Source organism: Paenibacillus sp. JT31N11 (assembly GCF_056269285.1).
Map to the genome: position 1 here is coordinate 361,607 of NZ_JBWDNQ010000003.1, position 22,853 is coordinate 384,459.

The following is a 22,853-nucleotide window of genomic DNA, read 5'->3' on the forward strand; positions in this document are numbered from 1 at the left end:
TAAATGCAATCATTGGTCTTCTTTTCGCCAGGGAGCGGGGTTTGGGGCAGGGTACAGAATGTACGCCTCCAATCCCGCTTTTTCGAATTGCTCGATCAAATATTCCTCTGGGGTTTTCTCGACACCATGGTAGCCTCTGCGGGTGTGAATATGTTCGGCATCGGGAAATGCGTCCCGCAGCATGCCCCGTATACGTTTGCCGGAGGAGTCGTTATCGGTGAAAATATAAGGCTGCTTGTCCCCCACCTGGCGGCGCAGCTTTTCTAATTGACCGGTTCCCGGGGTGCCATAGGTGCAGTATATGGGGACGTCCGGGCTCAGAACCCGGCGGATCCGGCTGCGGTCGTTTTTTCCTTCTACAATGATCGCGATATGCATGTGGCGAACATCACCTCTTCCGACATTGTAACCGATTCTTGATGGAAAATAAAAAGAAGGCATTGCCAGCCGGCAATGCCTTCTTTTTTAACATATAAGAAATCATAAAATTCCATCATACTTAGCTTAAACTTCCGATGGAAGAAACTTGCTGGGCCAAAGGACGGCGAAGTTATGTTTCTTCTAATGAGAAGTGATTTGAAGGGCAAATGGCAGTTCTAGTACCAGGAACCGCAGATGATAATGACAAGCAGGATGAAAAGGACAAGAATAATGCCGGTTGAGGTAAATGCGCCGCCGACGTATCCACGTTCCAAGTTTTCAGACATTGAGAAGTCACCCCTCTTTCAGTTCGTATCCTTAGGAGATTGGCTTCGCCTGGGTGAAAAGACTATAGCCATCTGCCACGATGTATCTTATGCCTATGGTTATTACCGGCCCTGTGCCTTTACCCAGTTCTTGAAAAATGGGCGGGGTTCTTCCCCATTCGCAGTGTATAGAAAGGCAGTACGGACACAGCGATCATCAAGGCAATGAAGGCGATGTAATAAGGGGATACATAGCTCCGAAGCTGACCGGCAAGCATAGGACCGAGAAATGCGCCGACGGAGAAAGCAATCGACAAAATGGAAAAGGTGCGCCCGTATCTCACACCGCCGCTTAGCTCGATGAGAAGAGAGGAGATAGCCGGAAATATAACCCCTTTAGCCATTCCCAGCAGCAGAAGCAGCATGAAGAAAGGCAAAGGCGCACCGGCCGCTATGGCGAAATAAACCAGAGCCAGTGCAAAGGCACCCCATAAAGAGCGCATAAACGGTGATAAACGGTTCAGAAAAAGCATGCTGAGCGTAATCAACGCCCCCAGACTCACAACGGAGAACAGCAGGCCCGTTGTCATCATCGCTTCCTTCGTCGTCCCCATAAGCGGCAGTTCGAATGAAAGAATCCCCTGAGCGCAGGCCATGGCGACCGGGAGTGTGTAAATCAGCCAGGGGACCGGCGTCATGAGAGGTTCATCTGTTCCTGCCGTAACTGCAGAAGGAGAGGAATCCGGAGGCGAAGAAGCCTTTTTCCAGCTTGAAGGCAGCTCGCGTATGAAAATCAGAGCGCAGGCGGCAGTTCCGATCAGGATCCACCCGAGTACATAAAAGGCGGTCGTAAAGCCGATTTGTGCAACCAGATATGCCCCCACTGCCGGTGAGATGACGGAAGCCAGCGTATGGACCAGTCCATTGCCGGCCATCAGTTTGCCCTGCTTGACCCGGTCGCTTGCAATCCTCGCAAGCAGGGACATGCAGGCAGGTGAAAGAAACGCCAGCACAAAACCGCTTATAGACCGCAGGACGAGCAGCTGCCAGGGATCGGTGACCTTCGATTGAAGCAGCAGAATACCTCCTGCCGCCGCAAGACTGAATACAATGAACAGCCGGCTCCCGTACCGGTCAACCCCATAGCCTGCAATCACATTGCCCGGAAGATGCGTCAGCGAATACATTCCCATCATCAGCCCGATAAAGGAAGGCGCTGCGCCAATGGATACGGCAAATGGAGTCAGGATTGGATATTGGGCATGCAGATCGAAAAAAGCGACGAACAAAAACAGATAAAGCCATATTGCGGTTTTCAAATTGTTACCCTCCTTCGAGTCGCGCATGCGTAACCATATGTTACTACTTGTACGCTTGGATAAGCCTCGTTATGTCAGAAGCAGGGAGGAGGGCTTGATTTGAAACTTTTTTCGGTATTATTCGTCTTAAACTAAAGATGGAACAACCGTGCCGAAGATGGGAAATCCATTGTAAATACTCAGGTTTACGCCTATATACGCATAGGGTATAATATTTTATGTTCGGACTTTTCAAGGTATATAATGGGGGAATCGGCGTATGGCGTTTGATTTTAATTACGATACGGATACATGGATCCAATTTTTGAAGGATAACTGGGTCATTCTTCTGATCGGGCTGGTGGTATTATTTATCGTCGTTCGTATCGTCAAGACCGTTGTCAAATGGCTGATTGTAGTGGTGATTTTAGTGGGCCTGGTCGTGTACAGCGGCTATTCGCTGGAGGATCTGAAGTCAATTGGCACGACAGTGACCGAGAATGTCAAGCAGGAAGCCATTACGGCGATGGCCGGAGAAGCCAAGGACGCGACCTATACGTCCAATAGCGACGGCACTTTCACCATCACCACGAAGAATTTAAGAATGGACGGCAAGCCTGGCGACAATGAAGTGAAGGTCTCCTTCAGAGGGGCTCCGCTTGGCACCTGGAAAATCGATGAAACCATTCAGACATTAATTGAGGCAGCAAAGAAAAACGCTTAGCGTGTATGCTGCATACCGGATTATTGAGTCTATGCTATTTGCAAAAAACGCTGAATGGTGTACATGAAGCTGCGTTTTTTCAGAAATTTTAGAATATGCTTATGAAGCAGCGTTGTTTCAAAACGCTTTAGGAGGAAGCTCATGAACACATGGGTTCACGCCCTGTTGGAACCGGAACCGGTGGCGCTCATGGTTCTGCTCGTTTTGCTCGGCTCGCTTATTCAAGGTATGAGGAGAGGTGCGTCCGGTTCTGCGAGGCGCCTTTTCTTTTTTATATGGCAGGCGGCGGCTGTCGTTTTGTCTTTACTGCTCGCCGGGAGGGCTGCCAACTGGCTCTCTCCCGTGGTAAAGGAATGGTTGATCCAAAGCGGGATTCAGGTGCCGCAGGAGGAGCTCAGCTCCTGGAAGCAGCTGTGGTACACCATGGTGACCAGCCTTCGGGATTTTGAACTGCTGCGCTTTGGAGTGCTCTTCCTGTTGTGCTATCTGGTGTTCCGCACGATGCTGGGATGGCTGGAGCCTGTATACGGCCTTGTTTTCCATAAGCTCTCGGACTCTCGGGAGCACCCGGAAGGCAGAGGGGAGAGGCTGTTCTCGAAGACGGCCAGCCGTACCACGGGAGCGGCGATTGGAACGCTGCTTGGAGCAGGCCGGGCTTTTATTATTATCGCAGCGCTTTTCGTATATGTAACCGCGATTCCCGGGGGGCCGCTGACCGAATCCATCCGCGCGTCGGCATTCTATAACAAGACCGCAGACGAGCTGCTTGATCCCGTAGCCGGCGATGTGCTCCGCAGGGGGCCGGTCTTCACAGAAGCGGTGGGGGTGGAGTTTCGCCGTATTCTGCAGCGCAAGTACGAAGTGATCGACTCCAATGTACCGGCCAATATCGAACAGGCAGCGGCAACTGTCACCGCGGAGGCCAGGACGGACCAGGACAAGGCACGGGCCTTATACGATTGGGTTGGCTCGCGGATAGCTTATGACTGGGACAAAGCGGACAACTACGAGCAAAACGGCATATGGAAGGAGCAGACGCCCGTTGAGACCTTTAACAGCCGTCTCGGGGTATGCATCGATGTAGCTCGCCTGTACGCGGTCATGGCCCGCTCAGTTGGTCTCGAGGTGCATGTCGTCACCGGTCAGGGCGCTACCGGCGCAGGCTATGGACCGCATGCCTGGAATGAGGTCAGACTCGCGGATCAGGGCGGAGCATGGATTCCGCTTGACGCAACATGGGCCTCGTCAGGCGATTGGTTTAATCCGGATGGTTTCGCAAGCACCCATATTCGCGATGTTTAAACAACCTTGAGAGGAGGCATAACGGCCATGCAAGAAGATCCGAAGAAGCGGGCGATTTCAAACCGGCGGCATTTTGCCTTCCGGTTGAACTTATTCTTTTTTGCTACCTTTTTCCTGTTCAGTGTACTTATTGTGCGGTTGGCTATTCTGCAGTTCGTGGAAGGACCTTCGCTGAAAGAAGTAGAGACCAGCGGAGAGACGACTGAAGTCAAAATCCCGCCTATCCGGGGCAATATCTATGATTCCGGCGGAGCGCCTATCGCCTATTCGACCTCCACCCAGTCGCTCTACTACACCATTGAGTCGGGGGATGAGAAGAAGGTCAAGGAGAAGGCGATTGCCTCGGCCAAAGAAATGCTAAAGGTGTTCAATGAACATGGGGATCCCAAGGTGGCCATGACACTTGCTCAAATCGAGGAAAACATGGACCTGGACCACAAGAAGAACACCTATGCGGTGCCCAGACGGATTAAGGCTGGTTTGACCAATGAAGAAATCGCTATGTTTCTGGAGAATAAAGACAAGTATCCCGGAATCGATATTCTCGAGGAAAGCATCCGTCATTACGACACTTCAACCTTTGCCGTTCAGCTTGTCGGCTATTTGAAGAAGTTCAGCGGCGGAGCGGAAAATAATTTGTACAAAGACAAAGGAGACATCACCGATCCGCTGCTGGAATATCTGCCGCAGGAGGATGTTGGTTTTGACGGATTGGAATATATGTACCAGGATGAGCTGCGCGGCAAGAACGGCCTGAAGCTGTATCCCATCAATGCAGCCAGACGAATTATCGGTCCGCCTACAATTACCAAGCCTGAGAAAGGCGACGATCTCTATTTGACGATCAACAGGGCCGTTCAGGAGAAGACCGAGCAGGCGATTATGGATCAGCTGCATTATCTTCAAACAACTTCTTCCTCTGAACATGCAGCCAACGCCAAGACCGGCTATGCGGTGGCGATGGAGGTAAAGACGGGCAAGGTCATCTCCATGGCCAGCATGCCGGATTACGACCCCAACATATGGGAGGGCGGACGGATAGGGACCGACGATTACGACAAAATCAGCGCAGTGCTCCAGAATGGGACGATCAGTCCGGTCATCGGGCCTTACAAGGATAAGAAGGAGCAGAACAAGCATCCGTCCTCGGTCGTCTTCCTGGGTTCCACCCAGAAACCGTTGTCCATCCTGATCGGACTGAATGAGAAGCTGTTTACGACCTCATCCACTTATCAGGATACGGGGGCATTCTATTACGGCCAGGAGGGCAAGTACCGGCGGAAAATAGGTAATGCCCACGGTCATGCATATGGAACGCTGGATCCTTCGCTTGCCATTACGAGATCTTCCAACCCTTTCATGGCCAAGATGGTCGGGAATGCTTTATATGAAAAAGACGGCAAGAAGGGCGTAGATATATGGGACAGCTACGTGAAGCAGTTCGGGCTTGGCGTGTCTACAGGAAGCGGATTGCTGAATGAGAACACCGGCGTTATCGGGTATTATCACGAGCTTGAGGCGGCAAGTGCCCAATCGGCTTTGATTTTTGCTTCCTTTGGCCAGATGGGACGTTACACAACGCTGCAGCTGGCACAGTATACGGCAACCCTTGCCAGCCACGGCAAACGGATGAAGCCGCAGTTTGTAAACAAGATCACTGACAGCGAGGGCAACCAGGTGCAGGGGTTTAAACCGGAAGTGTTGAACACGATTGACATTCCTAAGGCGTATTGGGACGAAGTGGAACGGGGCATGGCAAATGTCGATGTTCCCGTCTTCAAGGATACTCCATACAAGGTCATGAGAAAAACCGGTACGTCCGAGCAGCAGGTCAGCGGGGGGAAAGTAGTCGATAACGCGGTATTTATCGCCTATGCCCCGGCCGAGGATCCTGTTCTGGCTGTGGCGGTCGTCGTGCCGGAAGGCGGATTCGGGTCGGCAGGAGCGGCGCCAATCGCCCGCAAGATTTTTGACGCCTATGACGAAGCGATTGGTCTGGATGGTGTTCCCAAGAAACAAAGCAACACGACAGATACAACAAAAGATTAACAAGATGCAACAACAACTGTACAAGAAAGAATAGCGCAGTCATGCCTTGAACACGTTATAATGAATACTGCGAGTATTTTACAAGGGGCGCCGCGCCGGCAGGCCCCCGATGGTTGGGATGCAGATGGTTTAGGAGGTAAGGATGGGAACAATCAAACTGATCGCGCTGGATATGGACGGTACGCTGCTTAACGAAATGCAGGAAATAAGCAGTGAGAATGCGGAATGGATCCAAAAAGCGCTGGATGCGGATATCATGGTGTGCTTCGCCACAGGCCGCGGCTTTCAGAGCGCGCTGCCTTACGCAGAGCAGCTCAAGCTCGATATGCCGATGATTACGGTCAACGGCGGTGAAATATGGCGCAGGCCGCATGTGCTTCACAAGCGCTCGCTTATGCCGGCAGCGACAATCAGGAAGCTCCATGAAGTCGCGCTGCGTCATGAGGAAACCTGGTTTTGGGCCTATGCCGTAGAAGGGATTTTCAATAAAGAGCGGTGGATCGAACCGGCAGACAGCTATGACAGTCAGCATTGGCTCAAATTCGGCTATTTTACCGAGGATACGGAAATGCTGGACCGGATTTATAAGGAGGTTTCCTCATGGGGCGGCATGGAGATTACCAATTCCTCACCCTCCAACTGGGAGCTCAATCCGGAAGGCGTGACCAAAGCCAGCGCGCTCCGCGAGCTGTGCGGCGTGCTGGGCATTGACATGTCGCAGGTGGCTGCAATGGGAGACAGCTTGAATGATATTGCCATGATTCGCGAGGCGGGTCTGGGTGTGGCTATGGGAAATGCCCAGGATGTTGTCAAAGACGCGGCAGACGCCGTTACGGTGACTAACAATGAGCATGCTGTAGCGCATCTCATTCGGGATTATGTGCTGAAGGGGTGACAAGCGGTGGACATCGCCGGTTGGATAATCGTAGTCATTTTGTTTGTGGTGGGGATGGCCGGTGCTATTTTTCCCATCCTGCCTGGCGTGCTCGCGATCTATGCCGCTTTTTTCGTGTACGGCTTCTTCCTTTCCTTTGAACCCTTCGGGTTCTGGTTCTGGACGATCCAGACACTGATTCTGGCCGCATTGATTCTGGCGGATTATGCGGTCAGCGCCTGGGGAGTGAAGAAATACGGGGGCTCGAAGGCATCCGTCATAGGCAGCACGATTGGCATTATTGCCGGGCCCTTCGTTATTCCGGCTTTCGGACTGCTTCTTGGTCCTTTGCTTGGGGCCGTCATCGGAGAGCTGATTGTCGGATCCACCTTCAATAAAAGCTTGAAGGTCGGATTCGGTGCAGTCGTGGGGCTGTTCTCCAGCATGGTTGTCAAAATCATTTTGCAGCTTGCCATGATTATCTTGTTCTTTATCTGGATCTAAAACATTTGGGAGGCGAGAGGAATGTTGAAAGTAACAGTTTGGAATGAGTTTCTGCATGAGAAGGAAAGCGAAGAGGTAAGGTCGGTTTATCCGGATGGCATACATAATGCGATCGCTCAGGGAATTGGAACGGACGGCTTCGAAGTCCGCACCGCCACCATGGATCAGCCGGAGCATGGGCTGACGGAAGAGGTGTTGGCCGGAACGGACGTGCTGGTCTGGTGGGGCCATAAGGGACATGATCAAGTGGCCGATCACATTGTTGACCGTGTACAGGCGCGCGTACTTGGCGGCATGGGACTGATCGTGCTGCATTCCGGGCATTTTTCAAAAATCTTCAAGAAGCTCATGGGAACAGGCTGCAATCTGAAATGGCGTGAAGCCGACGAGAAAGAGCGTATCTGGGTCGTTAATCCGGCTCACCCGATCGCTGCCGGAATTCCCGAGCAGTTTGTGCTTGAACGCGAAGAGATGTACGGGGAGCATTTCGATATTCCTGCTCCGGATGAGCTGGTGCTTGTCAGCTGGTTCGAGGGCGGAGAAGTATTCCGCAGCGGCTGCACGTTTTTCCGCGGACAAGGCAAGATTTTCTATTTCCGTCCTGGGCATGAGACATATCCGACCTATTACAATGAGAATGTGCTTCAGGTTATCCGGAATGGAGTCCGCTGGGCTGCGCCTACCCATGCAGCAGCGCCGATCCGGGGCAATCACAAGCCGCTCGAGGAAATTAAAGCGAAATAAATTTTTACGTGCGGGGAGATTTGAGAGCAGCTCATGGTTAAAAAAGACTCCTTGATCAAAGGAACCATTATTCTGGCGGCCGCTGCGCTGGTAGCCCGTTTCCTGGGGATATTCCAGCGTATCCCGCTGGATAATATGCTCACTGTTGACGGGGGAAACTATTTCAACGTCGCCAATAACATTTACTTGATGCTTCTTATTATTGCGACAGGCGGAATACCCAGCGCCATCAGCAAGATGGTGTCGGAGCGTTATGCTCTGGGGCGTCCCGCCGATGCGCAGCGCATATACCGGGCGGCGCTATGGTTCGGGGCCATAACAGGCCTTGTTGTTGCCAGTCTGCTGTATATATTCGCACCGTTTATTGCTACCCAGATATCACAGCATCCCGGGGCGGATATTTCCATTCGGGCAATTGCCCCTGCACTGCTGCTGTTTCCTGTTATTGCGATGATGCGTGGTTATTTCCAGGGCCGTCAATTTATGATGGCTGGCGGAATTTCGCAAATCGTCGAGCAGTTTATGCGTGTACTGACGGCAATTGGACTTGTCGTGCTGCTGCTAGCTTGGGGCTGGAGCGACCGCTGGGTTGCCGGAGCGGCTACTTTCGGCAGCGTACTGGGCAGCGTAGGGGCTTTTCTGGTCATGCTGTTTTACGCCGGAAGGCTCAGAAAGCAGGATGCCGCAGAAAGTCCCGACCGGTCGAACCAATCGCGGAAGGCGCCTGGCAAAGCCTCAAACAGCTCGATGCTGTCATACCGATCCATTTATAAAGAGCTGTTTTCGATTTCGGTGCCGATCGTAATTGCAGCCATGACCGTCCAGTTTATTTATAACTTTGATATTTTGTTGTTCAGCCGGCTGACGGATGCTTTCTATGCATCGGATGATGTGGGGAAGCTGGCCAGCAAATGGCTGGGCTTCAGGGCGCAAGGGATTGCCGGCATACCGCCGATTCTTGCCATTGCCCTGAGCTCATCGATTATTCCGGTCATCTCCTCGGCTTATTCCATCCGTAACATGAATGAAGTGCAGCGTCAAACCTCACTGGTTATGCGCATAGTTGTATTTACCGGCGTACCGGCAGCGCTGATGCTGACGATAGCATCCATTTCAGTAACAGGCTTTCTGTTTGACGGTACGGGCGGAAGCGGGCTCGTAGCGGCTCTGACAGCAGGTACGATTTTTCAAATTACGATGATGACGAGCAATTCGGTCCTGTTCGGCTTGGGAAAACCGCGCCTGCCTATGCGTCACACCCTGATTGGGTTGGCATTGAAGGTGGTTGCCAGTCTGCTGCTTGCGCCTCTTATGGGGGCGTATGGACTGATTCTGTCCTCCACGTTATGCTTCGTCGTGATTGCGTATCTCAACCTGAGAGCAATCCGCAAGGATGTTCCGCTCAAAGTTCTGGGCAGCAGTTGGACAGGCTACAGCATCACAATTGTCCTGTCGGCAGCAGCGGGGTGGCTTGTCGATTTCGGTGGCAGACATCTGCTGGATGCCCTTCCTGTGAAGCTGATGTACCTGATTTCGGCTGGAGCCGCAGGAGTTGTGTCGCTCGGTCTATATGTTGTTCTGCTGGTTCTGCTGCGTGTGGTAACAGCTGAGGATGTCCGTCAATTTCCTGGGCCGCTGCGCAGGCTGTTAAACCCGCTAATGCGCATAATGGCGCGCTCCAAGAGTGTTGGAAGCAAGTGAATTAATCTTCCATTATTCCCCTCTCCATGGTAGAATAGGCATTAGTCTTTTTACCCATGGAGAGGGGTTTTTTGAGTTGAAAAAATGGAAGTGGAGTAGGAAAGCAACAGGTTTGGCGCTGCTTGCGCTGACATTGGTCATCGTGGCGGGCTGCCAAGCGCTTGGCGGTGTGGATTTCAATCAAATGCTCAAGCAATCTATCAAAGTCTCTACCATGGAAGGCAAGCAAAATATTGAATTCAAGCTGCTTCTTGCCGACGGCGCCCTGGATGGGGCGGACGAAGATGAAACGGAGCTGCTGAAATGGATTTCGCAAATTAATCTTCAACTGGATGATATAAAAATATCGGACAACGGCCATATGTCCGCAGACGGTAAGCTTATACTGAACAGCAAAAGCATAGGCTTCTCGCTTAAAGCCGACGAGAAGCTTGTTGAACTGGATCTCGAAGGCGCCAAGCAGCCGTTCGTCATTCACTTGGATGGTGAACTGCTGAGTGAATTTACCGGTACTGAACTTGATTCGCAGGTATCCGGCACTCCGGCTGACAAAGAGGCTCTGGCAGAGACGGGCAAACAGATTATTGATATTTTCAGCGGATATGCCATTGATAATTTGCCGAATCCAAGCTCGCTGACGGTAGATCCGGGCCAGGAGCAGGTAAATGGCGAAACCGTAAGCGGCATGCGCGTCCACGCCGAATTGAACGGCAAAGAATTGTGGAGCTGGGCTAAATCCTACGTTGACGCATTGTTGAATGATGAGGAAGGTCTGAACACGATGATTACGGGCGTGCTGGATACGCTCGCGGAACAGAAGGATCTTCTGGGATCGCAAGCCGGAGAGAGTATCTTTGGAAGCCTTCCGGAGGAAGATGAGAAGACAACGGCTGTAGAGGAAACGTCAGCGGGTATCCTTGAACTGCTCACTGAATTGAAGGATGAGATGGATCAGGCTGATCCGGAAATGCTGGCGGAGATTCTGAGCGAAGAGACCTATATCAAAACCGATCTGTTCGTGGACACCAAGCTTGATATCCGTAAATCAACTGTGGAGGCTTCCATTGTTCCACATTTTAGCAATCCTGCCGCAGCTGATACACAGAATAACGACGAGCTTGCTGGCGTTGAGGACGAACTTGCTGATTCCCCTCTGAAAGGAATCTGGATTAAGATGTCGGGTGAAACGTGGAATGTCAATGGAACGGTAACGCCTGCTGCTCCTGTGGATTCCGATACTGCAATCAGTGAAATGGACCTCGGAAACATGGAAGGCTATCAGTTACTCCGTCAATTTGACAACAAGTCCGTCATGTATGATCTGCTTCGCAATAGTGCGCATATAACCAGACAAACCGTAGAATTCAATCCGGATTACAGCGATAATCTTGCCATCAGGACTCCTGCCGGTGTGACAATCATACCACTGCGCGATACAGCGTCAGAGCTGGGAGCGACTTTGACTAAAGACGCTGCGACAGGTAAAATTACTGTATACGACGATGCGACCCAAACTACAGTGATTTTGAAAGTAGGAAGCAATCAGGCCGTCGTAAATGGAAAAACGTTAAAATGGGCTTTTCCGGCAACAGTCATCCAAGGGGTCACTTATGTATCAGCCCGTGATCTTGTGAAGGCCTTGGGCGGAGAGTTGAGCTGGCAAAGCTGGTACGAAGATAATGACATGCTGGTTATTAACCGCGAGCCATAAAGGTTATGCTTGCATGAAGAAAGGTGTGCTTGTGCAATGGAGATCATAAAAACCGATGAGGCGTTCCGAGAGGCTGTTGCTTCAACAGCCCCGATCACTGTGGCTGTGTTCAAGACGACCTGGTGCCCGGATTGCCATTATATTGAGCCTTTCATGCCGGATATCGAGCAAAAGTATGCGGACAGCATTCATTTTATACAGATTGACCGCGACGAGCTGCCCGATTTGTGCGGGGAATTGAATATTCTTGGTATTCCGAGTTTTGTCGCTTTTCAGAATAATCGCGAACTCGTGCGTTTTGTTAACAAGCTTCGCAAATCGCGTGAGGAGATCGAGCAGTTTCTGGACCGTGCCCTACAGGTGGCAGGAGCCTTGAATAGCTCCCAAGCGTAACAAACATTGCCCGCAAGCCAGCCGGATTCCGGCCGCTTGCGGGCTTTTTCTTGTCCGCTTTCACCCCTGTCGTCACGGGAAGCAGTGTTGCTCCTTGGGCACAGGAAGAGTGGGAGGAATCGTCCTCAATCGTAACTCATTTGTTTTCTCGCCTTGCTGTGCTGTTTCGGATTATTCTGGCTAACCTTTGTAAAACCTGTTAATAGCTTCATTTTGGTTGTCATTCCATTTAATGAAGCGCGATCGGCAGAAGGGGAATAATAACCCTTTGAAACACGATACATAATTGGTTTTGTATAAATGATGTCGGACCAAAACGGTCACATTTTCAACATGGTATTTGGCCAATGAGTCCGCTATAATTGGGAAGTTGATTGAATTCTTTTGGAAGCAAGGTGATGAGATTGACCCCAAACCGTTACCGTGCAATTGCTATCGCGGCGTGCATTGGAATGTTTCTTGTACTGATCGCAGGTTCTTTGGTAACCAATACGGATTCCGGGAGAGGCTGCGGAACGGATTTTCCACTATGCAACGGCAAGTTTATTCCGGCTTATACATTGGAATCATTAATTGAATATTCACATCGGCTGATCAGCGGTCTGGTGGGCATGCTGGTGCTGGCCGTCTTTATCGCCACATTGATACTTTACCGCCGAAGAACAGAGGCTGTTATTTATGCCAGTCTGGCTGGATTCTTTACGCTGCTGCAGGCTGTTCTTGGTGCCATTGCGGTTGTGTGGGAGCAGTCCGCAGCCGTACTGGCGATGCATTTCGGATTTTCCATTCTGGCTTTTGTCAGTACCCTGCTGCTGGTATTTTGGACAGGCAGAGTTCGGCGTGGCACGATTGAGGACAGGCCGCTTGCAGCGGTGCCCCGTTTGGTTTTCCGGTTCGTGCTTACTGTGCTTGTCTACAGTTATGTTGTCGTGTATCTGGGCGCCTTTGTCCGGCATACGGACTCTTCAGGAGGCTGCCAGGGCTGGCCGCTATGTAATGGAGAATTTATCCCTGCGATGGAGGGGGCGACCCGAATTGTATTTATCCACCGCCTGGGAGCACTCGTCCTGCTGATATTAATTGTGTGGCTGTGGAGGTACGTGAGCCAGGCTTGTTCCAGAAATCCGGAGCTCCGCCGTTCGGCCACATGGGCTTTCGTTTTGATTTGCGCGCAAGTCGTCAGCGGCGCAGTATTGACGGTTACCCTGACGAACGCGGATTTATTGGTTTTTACGAGTATCCTTCATAATATTATTGTTTCCTTCTTGTTCGGCATATTGGCCGACTTGATGATTCGTGCTTGGAAATGGCGGGAAGGACGTGGCTAAAAAATGAGTTTTGCTGACTTAAGAGGCTTTATTGAGACGCTGCGCCGAGAAAATGATTTGGCGGTGATCGATGCGCCAGTTGATCCCTATCTGGAAATTGCTGAAATCCACCGCCGCGTGATTGATCAGGGCGGTCCAGCGCTGCTTTTCACAAATGTGAAAGGCAGCGCTTTTCCCGTTGTGACCAATTTATTCGGTACGATCCGCAGGGTGGATCTTGCTTTTGGGCCTCGCCCGGAGGCTTTTATGAAGCAGGCCGTAGGGGCTTTGGACCGAATGCTGCCTCCAACGCCCAAAGCCATCTGGGGCGAACGTTCGCTGATCTGGGATGCGATGAAGGTTGGTCTCAAGCCGACCCCGTCATCTTCCGCTCCCGTGCTGGGTGCATGCAGGCGGGAAAGGCCGCTTGCGGGATTGCCGGCGCTGACAAGCTGGCAGCTTGACGGAGGGCCCTTCGTCACGCTTCCTCTGGTCTATACGGAGCATCCCGAGCATCGCAAGCAGCATAATCTGGGTATGTACCGGATGCAAATATTCGATGATTCGACAACAGGCATGCACTGGCAAATTCATAAGGGCGGCGGATTTCATTATCATGAGGCGGAGAAACGCGGAGAAGCGCTGCCTGTCTCTGTTTTCCTTGGCGGACCGCCGGCATTGATTGCGTCGGCTATCGCTCCGGTGCCCGAGCATTTACCTGAGCTTCTGCTTGCTTCATTGATTACCGGGAGCAAGCTGCCGGTTGTGCAGGATCCTTACGGCAGTCATCGTATTCCGGCGAATGCGGAATTTGTCATTAGTGGAAGCGTTGCCCCGCACATCAGACGGCCGGAGGGGCCGTTTGGCGATCATTATGGCTATTATTCCTGGACTCATGATTTCCCGGTGTTCGATGTCAGTCATATGTGGCATCGGAAGGATGCCATATACCCGGCAACAATTGTAGGCAAGCCGCGTCAGGAAGATTATTATCTGGGTGATTTCCTGCAGCGTCTGCTCTCACCGGCTTTTCCGCTGGCGATGCCGGGCGTGAAGGATTTGTGGACCTATGCTGAAACAGGATTCCATGCGCTGGCTGCAGCGGTAGTACGGGAGAGTTATTCACGCGAGGCTCTGACAACCGCGTTCCGCATACTCGGAGAAGGACAGCTTACTTTGACCAAATTTCTGATGGTAACGGATCAGCCGCTTGATCTGGCTCAATTCGACCGTCTTCTCGAGACTGTGCTGGAGCGGTTCAGGCCGGAGACGGATTTGTACATCTTTGATAAAACCTCGCATGATACGCTGGATTATACGGGCGGCAAGCTCAACCACGGCAGTAAAGCCGTCATGCTGGGCGTTAGTGATCCTGTAAGGGAACTGCCCGGGGATTATGATGAAGGCCCTCTGGATGAGATTGAGGGTATCGAGGTATACTGCCGTGGCTGCCTGGTCGTATCAGGCGCGTCATTCGTGGAAGAGCCGAAACTTGCCGAGCGGCTGCTGGAGCGTCTTCAGGAGCGCGGCACGCGGTGGCCCCTTGTCATTCTGGCTGATGATGCCGCTGTCGCCTCTGCGCAAACACCGTTCCTCTGGACGGTATTCACGCGCTTCAATCCGGCAGACGACATCTACGCCGGGACAGTTGTTCTGCGGCATCATGTCGGCTATGAGCTGCCGCTTGTTATTGATGCGCGTATGAAGCCGGGATATCCGGATGAGCTTGTGGCGCGCGAGGATATTGTGGAGCTCGTGGACCGCAGGTGGAAAGAGTATTTTCGCTCATAAGTTGGCTGCTTGAGCAGCGCATTTTCGGGGAAACCTACGGACTCCGGCAATTGATCGACTCTAGGAGGATTCAAATCATGCTGCGAATGCTGTTTGATGACCCTCCACGGAAAGCGGAGGGAAAGCTTCACGAATCGATGCAGCTAATGAAGCGCTTTGCTTCAATGCTTCACGATTCCATTTCCAAAGGCAAAGACAGCGAGCAAAAGCTGCGGAAATATGAAATATGGACCCTTGGCCTGATCGTATCGCTTGATGAACTGGAGCAGAGCCAATATGCAGCGAGAAAATTCGCAAATAAGGTGAAATCCACTTCCATGGAGAGTATGTCGCCGGATGAATTGCTCGATTATCACCGGCATGTTTATTTTGACAAAAATGCCTTTATCCGTTTATTTGCATTGCTTGACAAGCTGGGGACCCTGATGAATGAATTTCTTAATCTGCAAACGGAGCGGATTAAAGTACATTTTTCTTATTTTACGGTTTTGCGCGGCATGCGCCAGCGTAATCTTCATCCTTTGCTTATATCCAGGCTTGACGCCCTAAAAGAACAATACAAAGAACCGCTTGGAAGACTGCGGAAGCGGCGTAATACCGAAATTCATTACATGAATTCGGAAATGCAGGATGATTTGCAGCAGAGCTATCTGGCTTACGGCGAACATCACCGATTGGAAAATTTGCAGGAGCGCTGTGATGATTTGACTCAAGGAATGGAATTAATATACGATACCCTGCTGCTTGCTTTTGATCATGCTTGCAAACATATGAGGAAACGAATTTAATATGCTATACTGCACATGGGAGGGTTACCCATGGATCTTATCGGAAAAACAGCTTTAATAACAGGCAGCGCCAAAGGCTTGGGCAAAATGACCGCACTAACTTTGGCCCGCATGGGCTGCGATCTTGTGCTGAACTACGTCAACAGCAGGGATGAGGCTCTGCAGCTTGCTGGCGAGATCGAACTGCTCGGCGTGCGTGCTGCAGCTTTTCAGGCCGATATCTCGCTGCGCTGCGATGTAGAGCGGCTGGCAGAGCAGGCGCAAAGCTGGTCGTCCAGCGGCTGTGTGGATATTTTGGTCAATAATGCCGGACCCTTTATAAGGGAACGCAAACGCTTTGCCGATTATGGGGTTGAGGATATTATCAATCTGGTCAACGGCAATCTGCTCGGCGTCATGCTCCTGGACCATAAACTGCTCCCGGGGATGCGAAGTAGACAGTGGGGACGTATTATCCATTTTGGCTTCGGTCATGCCGGAGAAGGACGGGCCTGGCCGCACAGATCCGTTTATGCGTCTGCCAAGACAGGTCTTGTTTCCTTTACCAAGACGCTTGCCGTTGAGGAGGCAGGGGACGGAATTACGGTCCATATGATTTGTCCAGGCGATATTAAAGGGCTTAACAAGGAACGTACCATCGCGGAAGTGCTTCATGAGCGCGATGAAGAGTCGCCGCGCGGCCGGCCGGGAAGCGGGGAAGATATTGCCCGTGTCATTGGATTTCTTTGTTTGCCGGCTTCGGATTATTTGACCGGAAATATCATTGATGTCACCGGTGGTTTCGATCCCATTAAGAACAGTATTCCCAGTACATAATTAAAGATGAGGTCCAGGCAAACGGGCTGAACTGGCTGGCAGCAGCCAAATTTTTCGGTTCTTTATGCTTTCGGATATAACCTCCATTTAATCAGAAAAAGAGTCTTGCCGGACCCTCATCTGCCCATAAGGCGATGATAGCGGCAAGACTCTTTATTGCAGAAGAAACGCTGACGTTCTTCTTTTAGGACTTTGGCTTGGGTTATAACTTAGAATACCTGCATAACCTCTTGTACGCCTTCAACTTCTTCAAGCAGGGCACGTTCGATACCCGCTTTGAGCGTGATTGTCGAACTTGGGCAGCTGCCGCAAGCTCCCATCAGGCGAAGCTTAACGATTCCGTCCTCTACATCAACGAGTTCGACGTCGCCGCCATCGCGCTGGAGGAAAGGGCGAAGCTTATCAAGAACGTCCAACACTTCATCATACATTGTGGTGCTTTGTGTATCACTCATTGCAATCCACTCCTTTCTCCCCTATTATAATACAAAGTAGAACAATTGAAAATGGATATCATCCGATATCATCAAGGTAAGGTGAAAACATCATGTTAAAACCCATTATTGAATTTTGCGCCAGCAATATGCATCATGGCACCGATCGTGTTATGAAACAGCTTGAAGCGAATCCGGAGCTGGAAATTATTGAATACGGCTGCCTCGGCAACTGCGGCGAATGTTATCTGTTTCCGTTCGGTATGGTTAATGGTGAAATCGTCGCGGCTCCATCAGCGGATGAATTGTTTGATGAGATTATGAAAGCTGTCGGTGAGCAGGATGCTGAGCGGGAAGCGCTCGACCGGCTGATTGACGATTTATAAATAAAAAAAGTCTTGGCGTGCTAACCCAGATGATGCTTGGACATCCATAGCACGCCGCTTTTGAGCACACGCGGCACACGGCCCATAATCGGTGTACGGCCCATCAGGCCAAAGCCTGATTTTTTGCCAAGCGAACCGAGAACGCCCTTGAGCTTGATTTTGGACAGCTTCGGTGTCTTGCCGTTCCACTGCGCCTGCATGACCTCAGCAACCTGTTTGCCCTGCGCTTCCGCTGCCTGGGCACTGGGTGCGAAAGGTATGGAAGAGCAATCTCCAACAATGAATACATCCGTATGGCTAGGCAGCTGATGGTACTCATTCACAATCAGCCGTCCTGTGGGATCCTTGGGAAGATTAATTTTCTGGACCAGCGATACGGGCTGAATTCCGGCAGTCCACACGATGACATCCGTCAGCAGGGGGCTTGTATTGTTCTGATCGTACAAGATCCCCTGCTCCACCTTGTGGATGGACACATTTCCGCGCATCTCCACCTCATGCTCAATAAACCACGAAGAAACATACTGCTGCAGCTTATTGGGGAAGGCTGATAAAATACTCGGTCCCCGGTCTACAATACGGATGTTGATATCGGGCCGGCCTTCTCGCAGCTCTGAGGCGATTTCAACGCCGCTGAGCCCGCCGCCGACGATCGTCACCTGACCGTAAGGCTTGACATCATTGACAGCCTGGTACGTTTTGCGCGCCGCTCCAAAGGTTTGGATGCTGTTGGAATACAGCTCGGCCCCTTCGATGCTGTGATATTTGTCGGTACAGCCAAGAGCAATGACCAGCCACTCGTAATCGAGCGGATCCTGTCCGGCAATACCGACCTGTTTTGCCTCCAGATCAACCGACATCACTTCGCCGTACATGACCAGCAATCTCGGATCGGAGGGAAAATCGACCCGTAGATCAATGTCCGCAACCGTTCCGGCGACGAGCGAATAATATTCCGTCTTAAGTCCCTGGTAGGGCATGCGGTCGATCATTACAATAATGGTGTCGTCGGGCAGCTCGCCCTCCAACAATTCATGGGCAACGGTTAAGCCTCCGTAGCCGCCGCCGAGGATAACAAAACGTTTCATTGGCAACCCCAACCTTCTTTATCATCTGCAATTCTGATGATGCTTAGTATGCGCGTGAATGTCCTCTTCCTTACTCATAAACCTTTACTTCGTTATAGAAAGTATCCCGTTCAATGGGAATACGTCCAGCCCCTTTAACCAGCCAGATCAGATCCTCGCGCGTGATGCCTTCGGGCGTAAGCGCGCCGGCAGCATGACTGATGCGCTCTTTGAGTATCGTGCCGTGAACATCCGATGCGCCCATCGTAAGAGACACTTGAGTCAGCTGTGTGCCAATATTTATAAAATAAGCTTTTATATGCTGAAAGTTATCCAGCATGAGCCGGCTGATCGCGATGGTCTTCAAATCCTCAAAAGCCGAGTTGCGGCGGCGGATGCCGGCCCGCGGGCTGATGGGCTGCATGGAAAGCGGAATAAACACCAAAAAGCCGTTCGTCTCATCCTGCAGCTCGCGGATTTGCAGCATATGATTGATCCGGTCTGCATGCTTCTCAACGGAGCCGTAAAGCATCGTTGTATGTGTGCGGAGTCCGAGGTTGTGGGCGGTACGGTGAACCTCAAGATATTGCGATACATCCGCTTTTTCCACGCGCATTTTTTTACGGTATTCATCGGAGAGGATTTCCGCTCCGCCGCCGGTCAGGCTTTTCAGACCTGCTTTCATCAGCTCTTCAAGTACCTCGCGGTAGCTCAGTCCGCTGATTCGCGAGAAGAAATCGATTTCGGCGGCAGTGTAGGCTTTGAGCGTTACTTCCGGAAAACGCTCATGTAATGCTTTTAACGAATCCACGTAATATTGAAACGGCACATGGGGATTATGACCGCCGACAATGTGAAATTCCCGGACACCCGGGTGAAAATGCTGCTCCACATAAGCGATCATTTCGGCCCCGGAAAGTGTGTACGAGCCTTCTTCGCCTTCATCCTTGCGGAAATTGCAAAAAGCGCAGTGCGCTTCGCAAACATTGGTGAAGTACAGGCTCATATTCTCAATAAAATAAACCTTGCGGCCATTTTTCTTCATGTTGACTTCATTCGCCAACTGCCCAATGGTCAAGAGATCATCGGAACTGTAAAGAAATTCTCCATCTTCCCGGGAAAGGCGTTCGCCGGAGCGAACTTTCTCAATAATATCTTGCATCTGCTTGTCTTCTGTAGGTACGGCTACATTCATGACGGCTTCCTTCCTCCTAGTCCGCCGGGCGCTGTTTGCATAGGTCCGGATGATATGGGTAAGACATGAAAAGATACTTTGTGAAAAAAGTCACTTACGCATACTGTAGTGACCCCATTCGAACATTAACTGACCTTATTATAAACCTACATCCGTCGAGCGGCAACCACAAAGTCAAGCGAGGTACACATGAGGTTATTAAATTTTCATGCAAACCGCTTTGGTCTTATTATCGTCTTGATGGATGTTGGGGTATAATAGAAGAAGGAAAAGAGGTGTTGAATTGGCAAATACGCATACGTATTCACGCAGGGAAGAAATGGCCAACGCGCTGACCCATGGTGTTGGGGCCGTGCTGAGTGTGGCGGCGCTCGTGCTGCTTATTGTTTTTGCCGCGCTCAAGGGGCAGGCATCCCATGTGGTTAGTTTCACGATTTACGGTACAATGATGCTGCTGTTATATACCTGTTCGACGCTGCTGCACAGCTTTCCGGCCGGCAGAGCGAAGAATGTTTTTGAGAAAATGGATCATGCCTGCATCTATTTATTTATAGCGGGAACTTACACGCCCATTCTGATTCACCTGGTGAAGGGAGCAGAGGGCTGGACATTTTTTGGCATCATTTGGGGAGTAGCGATTTGCGGGGTTATATTCAAATCGTTTTTCGCTTCCAGATTCCTGTTCACCTCGACGATTCTCTATTTGCTGATGGGGTGGATGATCGTATTCGCCTGGGGGCCGCTCAAAGAGCATTTCGCGCCGGGCGGCCTGCATCTGCTGATCATCGGCGGGCTCTTGTACAGCTTCGGTACAATCTTCTACATGTGGCGGAGTTTTCCTTATCACCATGCGGTGTGGCATTTGTTTGTACTAGGCGGATCGGTGCTTCATTTTTTCGCCATTCTCTATATTCTGCCTCATTAAAAGGGATGGCTGCATATTGAGCCGCAGCGTAAAGTGGAGTATACTAAATAAGTAAGTAACACAAGAGTTGTACCGACTATTTTGGATTGGGAGGGATTATGAATGATTAACATTAGCGAAACTGCAAATGAAAAAATAAAAGAAATGCTCAGCTCCGAGGAAACGCCGAATCTGTTTCTGCGCATCGGTGTGAAGGAAGGCGGCTGCAGCGGATTCTCATACGGCATGGGCTTTGACGATGAGCAGCATGACGACGACAAAGTGATCGAATACAGCGGACTTAAAGTTGTGGTCGATAATGAAAGCATGCAATATCTGAACGGCCTGGAAATCGACTTCAAGGAGTCTGCCATGGGCGGAGGCTTCACCATCAACAATCCCAATGCATCGGCTACATGCGGCTGTGGATCTTCTTTCCGTACGGCAGTGGCAGCAGGTAAACCCGGCGATTGCTAAGCCGAGTTCATTTTTCTAAGGAGCTATCATCAACCTTCTGGAGTTATGTAGATTCCATACATAATTCTGGAAGGTTTTTATGGGAAATATGACCCTCTAATCAAATGTAATTGTAATTAAATTCCAAATGCCAAGCTGACATCCTTCGTATCGTAGGGGTGAAATTTGTAAGGTTTTTGTAAGAAATGGTCCCGGGACCTTTTAATGCTTGATGACTACGATATGTTATAATTTAGTCTCCTTCGCCTAGATCGTTACTGATCCCTCATTTTTCTGTCCTATGTACCGCCTCCAACCTCTTTTTTCTTCTCATTTTTCTCATTTTTTCTTTTTTTCAATTCGGCTGATCTTCAATTTCTCAGAATTATCAAGCATTTGGAACGGTTTTGAGTATGACTCCAAAAGTGACAAATACCTTACAGAAATGTTCCTTATTTCTTATAATTATCGATAAAAAGAATCCCTAAAACCCGGGATTCTAAAATTTCTTTAATATTACAGGTTTCGACAGCCTCCTCTGGCCTGATCGCCTATAATTTAGGTATAGATATATAGGAGTAAGGAGGAAATATACTTTGACTGTTCTTAATGTGAATTCACCTTTTGAATTAGACATTCTGCATATTGCTCAGGCTCTTGATCTTGACAAAGAACGGATGCTAGAATTTATTTCCAGCGGGATCGTATCTATTCCAACCCAGCAAAATGATGAATTGCAAAAGCAAAACGCCGATGAATATACTTTAACTCCGCAAAACCACCGGACCGGAAAATTCCGACTGACACGATTTCCCAATCTCCAGCATATCCAGCTTGGGAAATCGCGTCATTAACACAATGGCTGCGGAGGTATAATGCTTGCAGCGAGACTTCAATACAAGTAAAACGGCCCTGCACAATACGTGCAGGGCCGTTTTACTTGTATGCTGGTAAAGATTATATCGTCGCCATTACGTTGCCGCCTGCTACCGGAATATATGCTCCGGTGATGAAGCTGGACAAATCGGAAGCAAGGAAGGCGACCACATTGGCGATTTCCTGATCCGTGCCCCGGCGTTTGAGCGGCACCGTGCTTTCGTAGCTTTCGCTGCGTTCGGTATTGTTCAAGCGGTCTTTCTCGCTGATGGTCCATCCGGGTGCGACCTGATTCACGGTGATTTGGTGCTCGCCAATTTCTTTTGCCAGCACCCGGTAGACGCCATCCATGCCGCGCTTGCCGGCTACATAAGCCGATTGGTTAGGGAAATTCTGCATGGCGCATTCCGTATTAATGGCGACAACCCGGCCAGCCTTACGCTCAATCATGGCAGGAACGAAAACTTTGGACAGATGGACGGCCTGCAGGACGCAGGAATTAAATTGGTCGACATAATCACTGGAATCCTGCTCCAGGACGGATGTCCAGGAGTATTGGGACACAGCGTTTGCAACCACGATATCGGGGGAGCCGAATCCGGCATTCAGAGCAGTTTGCTGCATTTGTTTGACTGAATTCAAATCCGCCACATCCGCCTGAACGGTAATGGCTCTACGGCCAAGAGCTTCGATCTGCTGCTTGAGCTGCTCGGCTTTGGCCGCATTCTGATGATAATGAACAAGGATGTCCGCACCGCATTGTGCCAGAGTGCCTGCGATCACTCTTCCGAGCTCTCCGGTCGCGCCAGTTACAAGCGCTGTTTTATTGGATAAATCAATTTGCATG

Annotated in this window: 24 protein-coding genes; 17 read left to right on the top strand and 7 right to left on the bottom strand. The window is 50.7% G+C overall.

What is annotated here, in order from left to right; all coding sequences use genetic code 11:
- Positions 1 to 9: 9 nt before the first annotated feature.
- The 3 genes from AC0YNV_RS14195 to AC0YNV_RS14205 form a co-directional block, all read right to left on the bottom strand.
- Positions 10 to 378 (bottom strand): DNA primase, encoded by a 369-nt coding sequence (locus tag AC0YNV_RS14195; protein ID WP_475768660.1) that lies wholly within the window; start codon positions 376 to 378, stop codon positions 10 to 12.
- Positions 379 to 596: 218 nt separating this feature from the next.
- Positions 597 to 707, bottom strand: coding sequence for a YjcZ family sporulation protein (locus AC0YNV_RS14200; RefSeq protein ID WP_379113948.1), 111 nt, complete (start codon positions 705 to 707; stop codon positions 597 to 599).
- Between the two features lie 119 nt (positions 708 to 826).
- Complete coding sequence (locus AC0YNV_RS14205) at positions 827 to 2,005, bottom strand: MFS transporter (RefSeq protein WP_475768661.1); 1,179 nt, start codon at positions 2,003 to 2,005, stop codon at positions 827 to 829.
- A gap of 259 nt (positions 2,006 to 2,264) precedes the next feature.
- Here AC0YNV_RS14205 and AC0YNV_RS14210 point away from each other — a divergent pair, with 259 nt between their 5' ends.
- From AC0YNV_RS14210 to AC0YNV_RS14270, 13 genes are all read left to right on the top strand, one after another.
- Complete coding sequence (locus AC0YNV_RS14210; protein ID WP_475768662.1) at positions 2,265 to 2,708, top strand: hypothetical protein; 444 nt, start codon at positions 2,265 to 2,267, stop codon at positions 2,706 to 2,708.
- A 141-nt stretch (positions 2,709 to 2,849) separates the two neighbouring features.
- Entirely contained in the window at positions 2,850 to 4,010 is a 1,161-nt protein-coding gene (locus AC0YNV_RS14215) for a transglutaminase domain-containing protein (protein WP_475768663.1), read from the top strand.
- A 27-nt stretch (positions 4,011 to 4,037) separates the two neighbouring features.
- Positions 4,038 to 6,059, top strand: a complete 2,022-nt coding sequence (locus AC0YNV_RS14220) for a peptidoglycan D,D-transpeptidase FtsI family protein (protein ID WP_475768664.1) — start codon at positions 4,038 to 4,040, stop codon at positions 6,057 to 6,059.
- 142 nt (positions 6,060 to 6,201) lie between these two features.
- A complete protein-coding gene (locus AC0YNV_RS14225; protein ID WP_475768665.1) occupies positions 6,202 to 6,954 on the top strand; it encodes a Cof-type HAD-IIB family hydrolase in 753 nt (250 codons plus the stop codon).
- 6 nt (positions 6,955 to 6,960) lie between these two features.
- Positions 6,961 to 7,437: a DUF456 domain-containing protein gene (locus tag AC0YNV_RS14230; RefSeq protein WP_210038386.1), complete on the top strand. Its 477-nt coding sequence runs from the start codon at positions 6,961 to 6,963 to the stop codon at positions 7,435 to 7,437.
- A gap of 21 nt (positions 7,438 to 7,458) precedes the next feature.
- Entirely contained in the window at positions 7,459 to 8,181 is a 723-nt protein-coding gene (locus AC0YNV_RS14235; protein WP_475768666.1) for a ThuA domain-containing protein, read from the top strand.
- A gap of 33 nt (positions 8,182 to 8,214) precedes the next feature.
- Positions 8,215 to 9,882, top strand: coding sequence for a putative polysaccharide biosynthesis protein (locus tag AC0YNV_RS14240; RefSeq protein WP_475768667.1), 1,668 nt, complete (start codon positions 8,215 to 8,217; stop codon positions 9,880 to 9,882).
- A gap of 76 nt (positions 9,883 to 9,958) precedes the next feature.
- Positions 9,959 to 11,593: a copper amine oxidase N-terminal domain-containing protein gene (locus tag AC0YNV_RS14245; RefSeq protein ID WP_475768668.1), complete on the top strand. Its 1,635-nt coding sequence runs from the start codon at positions 9,959 to 9,961 to the stop codon at positions 11,591 to 11,593.
- Positions 11,594 to 11,629: 36 nt separating this feature from the next.
- Positions 11,630 to 11,986, top strand: coding sequence for a thioredoxin family protein (locus AC0YNV_RS14250; protein ID WP_475768669.1), 357 nt, complete (start codon positions 11,630 to 11,632; stop codon positions 11,984 to 11,986).
- Positions 11,987 to 12,384: 398 nt separating this feature from the next.
- Positions 12,385 to 13,314: a COX15/CtaA family protein gene (locus tag AC0YNV_RS14255; protein ID WP_475768670.1), complete on the top strand. Its 930-nt coding sequence runs from the start codon at positions 12,385 to 12,387 to the stop codon at positions 13,312 to 13,314.
- 3 nt (positions 13,315 to 13,317) lie between these two features.
- On the top strand, positions 13,318 to 15,084 hold the full coding sequence (locus AC0YNV_RS14260; protein ID WP_475768671.1) for a UbiD family decarboxylase: 1,767 nt from the start codon (positions 13,318 to 13,320) through the stop codon (positions 15,082 to 15,084).
- A 77-nt stretch (positions 15,085 to 15,161) separates the two neighbouring features.
- Complete coding sequence (locus tag AC0YNV_RS14265; protein ID WP_210038392.1) at positions 15,162 to 15,872, top strand: Cthe_2314 family HEPN domain-containing protein; 711 nt, start codon at positions 15,162 to 15,164, stop codon at positions 15,870 to 15,872.
- A gap of 30 nt (positions 15,873 to 15,902) precedes the next feature.
- Entirely contained in the window at positions 15,903 to 16,688 is a 786-nt protein-coding gene (locus tag AC0YNV_RS14270; RefSeq protein ID WP_475768672.1) for an SDR family oxidoreductase, read from the top strand.
- A 209-nt stretch (positions 16,689 to 16,897) separates the two neighbouring features.
- Here the strand turns inward: AC0YNV_RS14270 and AC0YNV_RS14275 are convergent, their stop codons facing one another.
- Positions 16,898 to 17,143 carry a NifU family protein gene (locus AC0YNV_RS14275; RefSeq protein ID WP_210038394.1) on the bottom strand — a complete coding sequence of 82 codons (246 nt, stop codon included), beginning with the start codon at positions 17,141 to 17,143 and terminating at the stop codon, positions 16,898 to 16,900.
- A 92-nt stretch (positions 17,144 to 17,235) separates the two neighbouring features.
- Here AC0YNV_RS14275 and AC0YNV_RS14280 point away from each other — a divergent pair, with 92 nt between their 5' ends.
- Positions 17,236 to 17,508, top strand: coding sequence for a YuzB family protein (locus AC0YNV_RS14280; protein ID WP_210038395.1), 273 nt, complete (start codon positions 17,236 to 17,238; stop codon positions 17,506 to 17,508).
- 20 nt (positions 17,509 to 17,528) lie between these two features.
- Here AC0YNV_RS14280 and AC0YNV_RS14285 read toward each other — a convergent pair whose 3' ends face one another.
- Both AC0YNV_RS14285 and mqnE read right to left on the bottom strand, forming a co-directional pair.
- Positions 17,529 to 18,596, bottom strand: coding sequence for an NAD(P)/FAD-dependent oxidoreductase (locus AC0YNV_RS14285; RefSeq protein WP_475768673.1), 1,068 nt, complete (start codon positions 18,594 to 18,596; stop codon positions 17,529 to 17,531).
- A gap of 70 nt (positions 18,597 to 18,666) precedes the next feature.
- Positions 18,667 to 19,770, bottom strand: a complete 1,104-nt coding sequence (mqnE, locus tag AC0YNV_RS14290) for an aminofutalosine synthase MqnE (RefSeq protein ID WP_210038397.1) — start codon at positions 19,768 to 19,770, stop codon at positions 18,667 to 18,669.
- Positions 19,771 to 20,053: 283 nt separating this feature from the next.
- On the opposite strand from mqnE, the gene trhA reads away from it, so the two are divergent.
- The 3 genes from trhA (at position 20,054) to AC0YNV_RS14305 (ending at position 21,984) form a co-directional block, all read left to right on the top strand.
- Positions 20,054 to 20,695: a PAQR family membrane homeostasis protein TrhA gene (gene trhA, locus AC0YNV_RS14295; protein ID WP_475768674.1), complete on the top strand. Its 642-nt coding sequence runs from the start codon at positions 20,054 to 20,056 to the stop codon at positions 20,693 to 20,695.
- Between the two features lie 102 nt (positions 20,696 to 20,797).
- On the top strand, positions 20,798 to 21,151 hold the full coding sequence (gene erpA, locus AC0YNV_RS14300; RefSeq protein ID WP_210038399.1) for an iron-sulfur cluster insertion protein ErpA: 354 nt from the start codon (positions 20,798 to 20,800) through the stop codon (positions 21,149 to 21,151).
- 575 nt (positions 21,152 to 21,726) lie between these two features.
- Entirely contained in the window at positions 21,727 to 21,984 is a 258-nt protein-coding gene (locus AC0YNV_RS14305) for a hypothetical protein (protein WP_210038400.1), read from the top strand.
- 103 nt (positions 21,985 to 22,087) lie between these two features.
- Here AC0YNV_RS14305 and AC0YNV_RS14310 read toward each other — a convergent pair whose 3' ends face one another.
- The gene (locus tag AC0YNV_RS14310; RefSeq protein ID WP_475768675.1) at positions 22,088 to 22,852 is read right to left on the bottom strand and encodes an SDR family NAD(P)-dependent oxidoreductase; all 765 of its coding nucleotides are present in this window, start codon (positions 22,850 to 22,852) and stop codon (positions 22,088 to 22,090) included.
- Between the last annotated feature and the right edge of the window lies 1 nt (position 22,853).

What these genes read in the sequence shown, in the direction of transcription:
- AC0YNV_RS14195 (WP_475768660.1), bottom strand. Translation starts at nt 378, where the DNA reads ATGCATATCGCGATCATTGTAGAAGGAAAAAACGACCGCAGCCGGATC.
- AC0YNV_RS14200 (WP_379113948.1), bottom strand. Translation starts at nt 707, where the DNA reads ATGTCTGAAAACTTGGAACGTGGATACGTCGGCGGCGCATTTACCTCA.
- AC0YNV_RS14210 (WP_475768662.1), top strand. Translation starts at nt 2,265, where the DNA reads ATGGCGTTTGATTTTAATTACGATACGGATACATGGATCCAATTTTTG.
- AC0YNV_RS14215 (WP_475768663.1), top strand. Translation starts at nt 2,850, where the DNA reads ATGAACACATGGGTTCACGCCCTGTTGGAACCGGAACCGGTGGCGCTC.
- AC0YNV_RS14220 (WP_475768664.1), top strand. Translation starts at nt 4,038, where the DNA reads ATGCAAGAAGATCCGAAGAAGCGGGCGATTTCAAACCGGCGGCATTTT.
- AC0YNV_RS14225 (WP_475768665.1), top strand. Translation starts at nt 6,202, where the DNA reads ATGGGAACAATCAAACTGATCGCGCTGGATATGGACGGTACGCTGCTT.
- AC0YNV_RS14235 (WP_475768666.1), top strand. Translation starts at nt 7,459, where the DNA reads ATGTTGAAAGTAACAGTTTGGAATGAGTTTCTGCATGAGAAGGAAAGC.
- AC0YNV_RS14240 (WP_475768667.1), top strand. Translation starts at nt 8,215, where the DNA reads ATGGTTAAAAAAGACTCCTTGATCAAAGGAACCATTATTCTGGCGGCC.
- AC0YNV_RS14250 (WP_475768669.1), top strand. Translation starts at nt 11,630, where the DNA reads ATGGAGATCATAAAAACCGATGAGGCGTTCCGAGAGGCTGTTGCTTCA.
- AC0YNV_RS14255 (WP_475768670.1), top strand. Translation starts at nt 12,385, where the DNA reads ATGAGATTGACCCCAAACCGTTACCGTGCAATTGCTATCGCGGCGTGC.
- AC0YNV_RS14260 (WP_475768671.1), top strand. Translation starts at nt 13,318, where the DNA reads ATGAGTTTTGCTGACTTAAGAGGCTTTATTGAGACGCTGCGCCGAGAA.
- AC0YNV_RS14265 (WP_210038392.1), top strand. Translation starts at nt 15,162, where the DNA reads ATGCTGCGAATGCTGTTTGATGACCCTCCACGGAAAGCGGAGGGAAAG.
- AC0YNV_RS14270 (WP_475768672.1), top strand. Translation starts at nt 15,903, where the DNA reads ATGGATCTTATCGGAAAAACAGCTTTAATAACAGGCAGCGCCAAAGGC.
- AC0YNV_RS14275 (WP_210038394.1), bottom strand. Translation starts at nt 17,143, where the DNA reads ATGAGTGATACACAAAGCACCACAATGTATGATGAAGTGTTGGACGTT.
- AC0YNV_RS14280 (WP_210038395.1), top strand. Translation starts at nt 17,236, where the DNA reads ATGTTAAAACCCATTATTGAATTTTGCGCCAGCAATATGCATCATGGC.
- AC0YNV_RS14285 (WP_475768673.1), bottom strand. Translation starts at nt 18,596, where the DNA reads ATGAAACGTTTTGTTATCCTCGGCGGCGGCTACGGAGGCTTAACCGTT.
- mqnE (WP_210038397.1), bottom strand. Translation starts at nt 19,770, where the DNA reads ATGAATGTAGCCGTACCTACAGAAGACAAGCAGATGCAAGATATTATT.
- erpA (WP_210038399.1), top strand. Translation starts at nt 20,798, where the DNA reads ATGATTAACATTAGCGAAACTGCAAATGAAAAAATAAAAGAAATGCTC.
- AC0YNV_RS14310 (WP_475768675.1), bottom strand. Translation starts at nt 22,852, where the DNA reads ATGCAAATTGATTTATCCAATAAAACAGCGCTTGTAACTGGCGCGACC.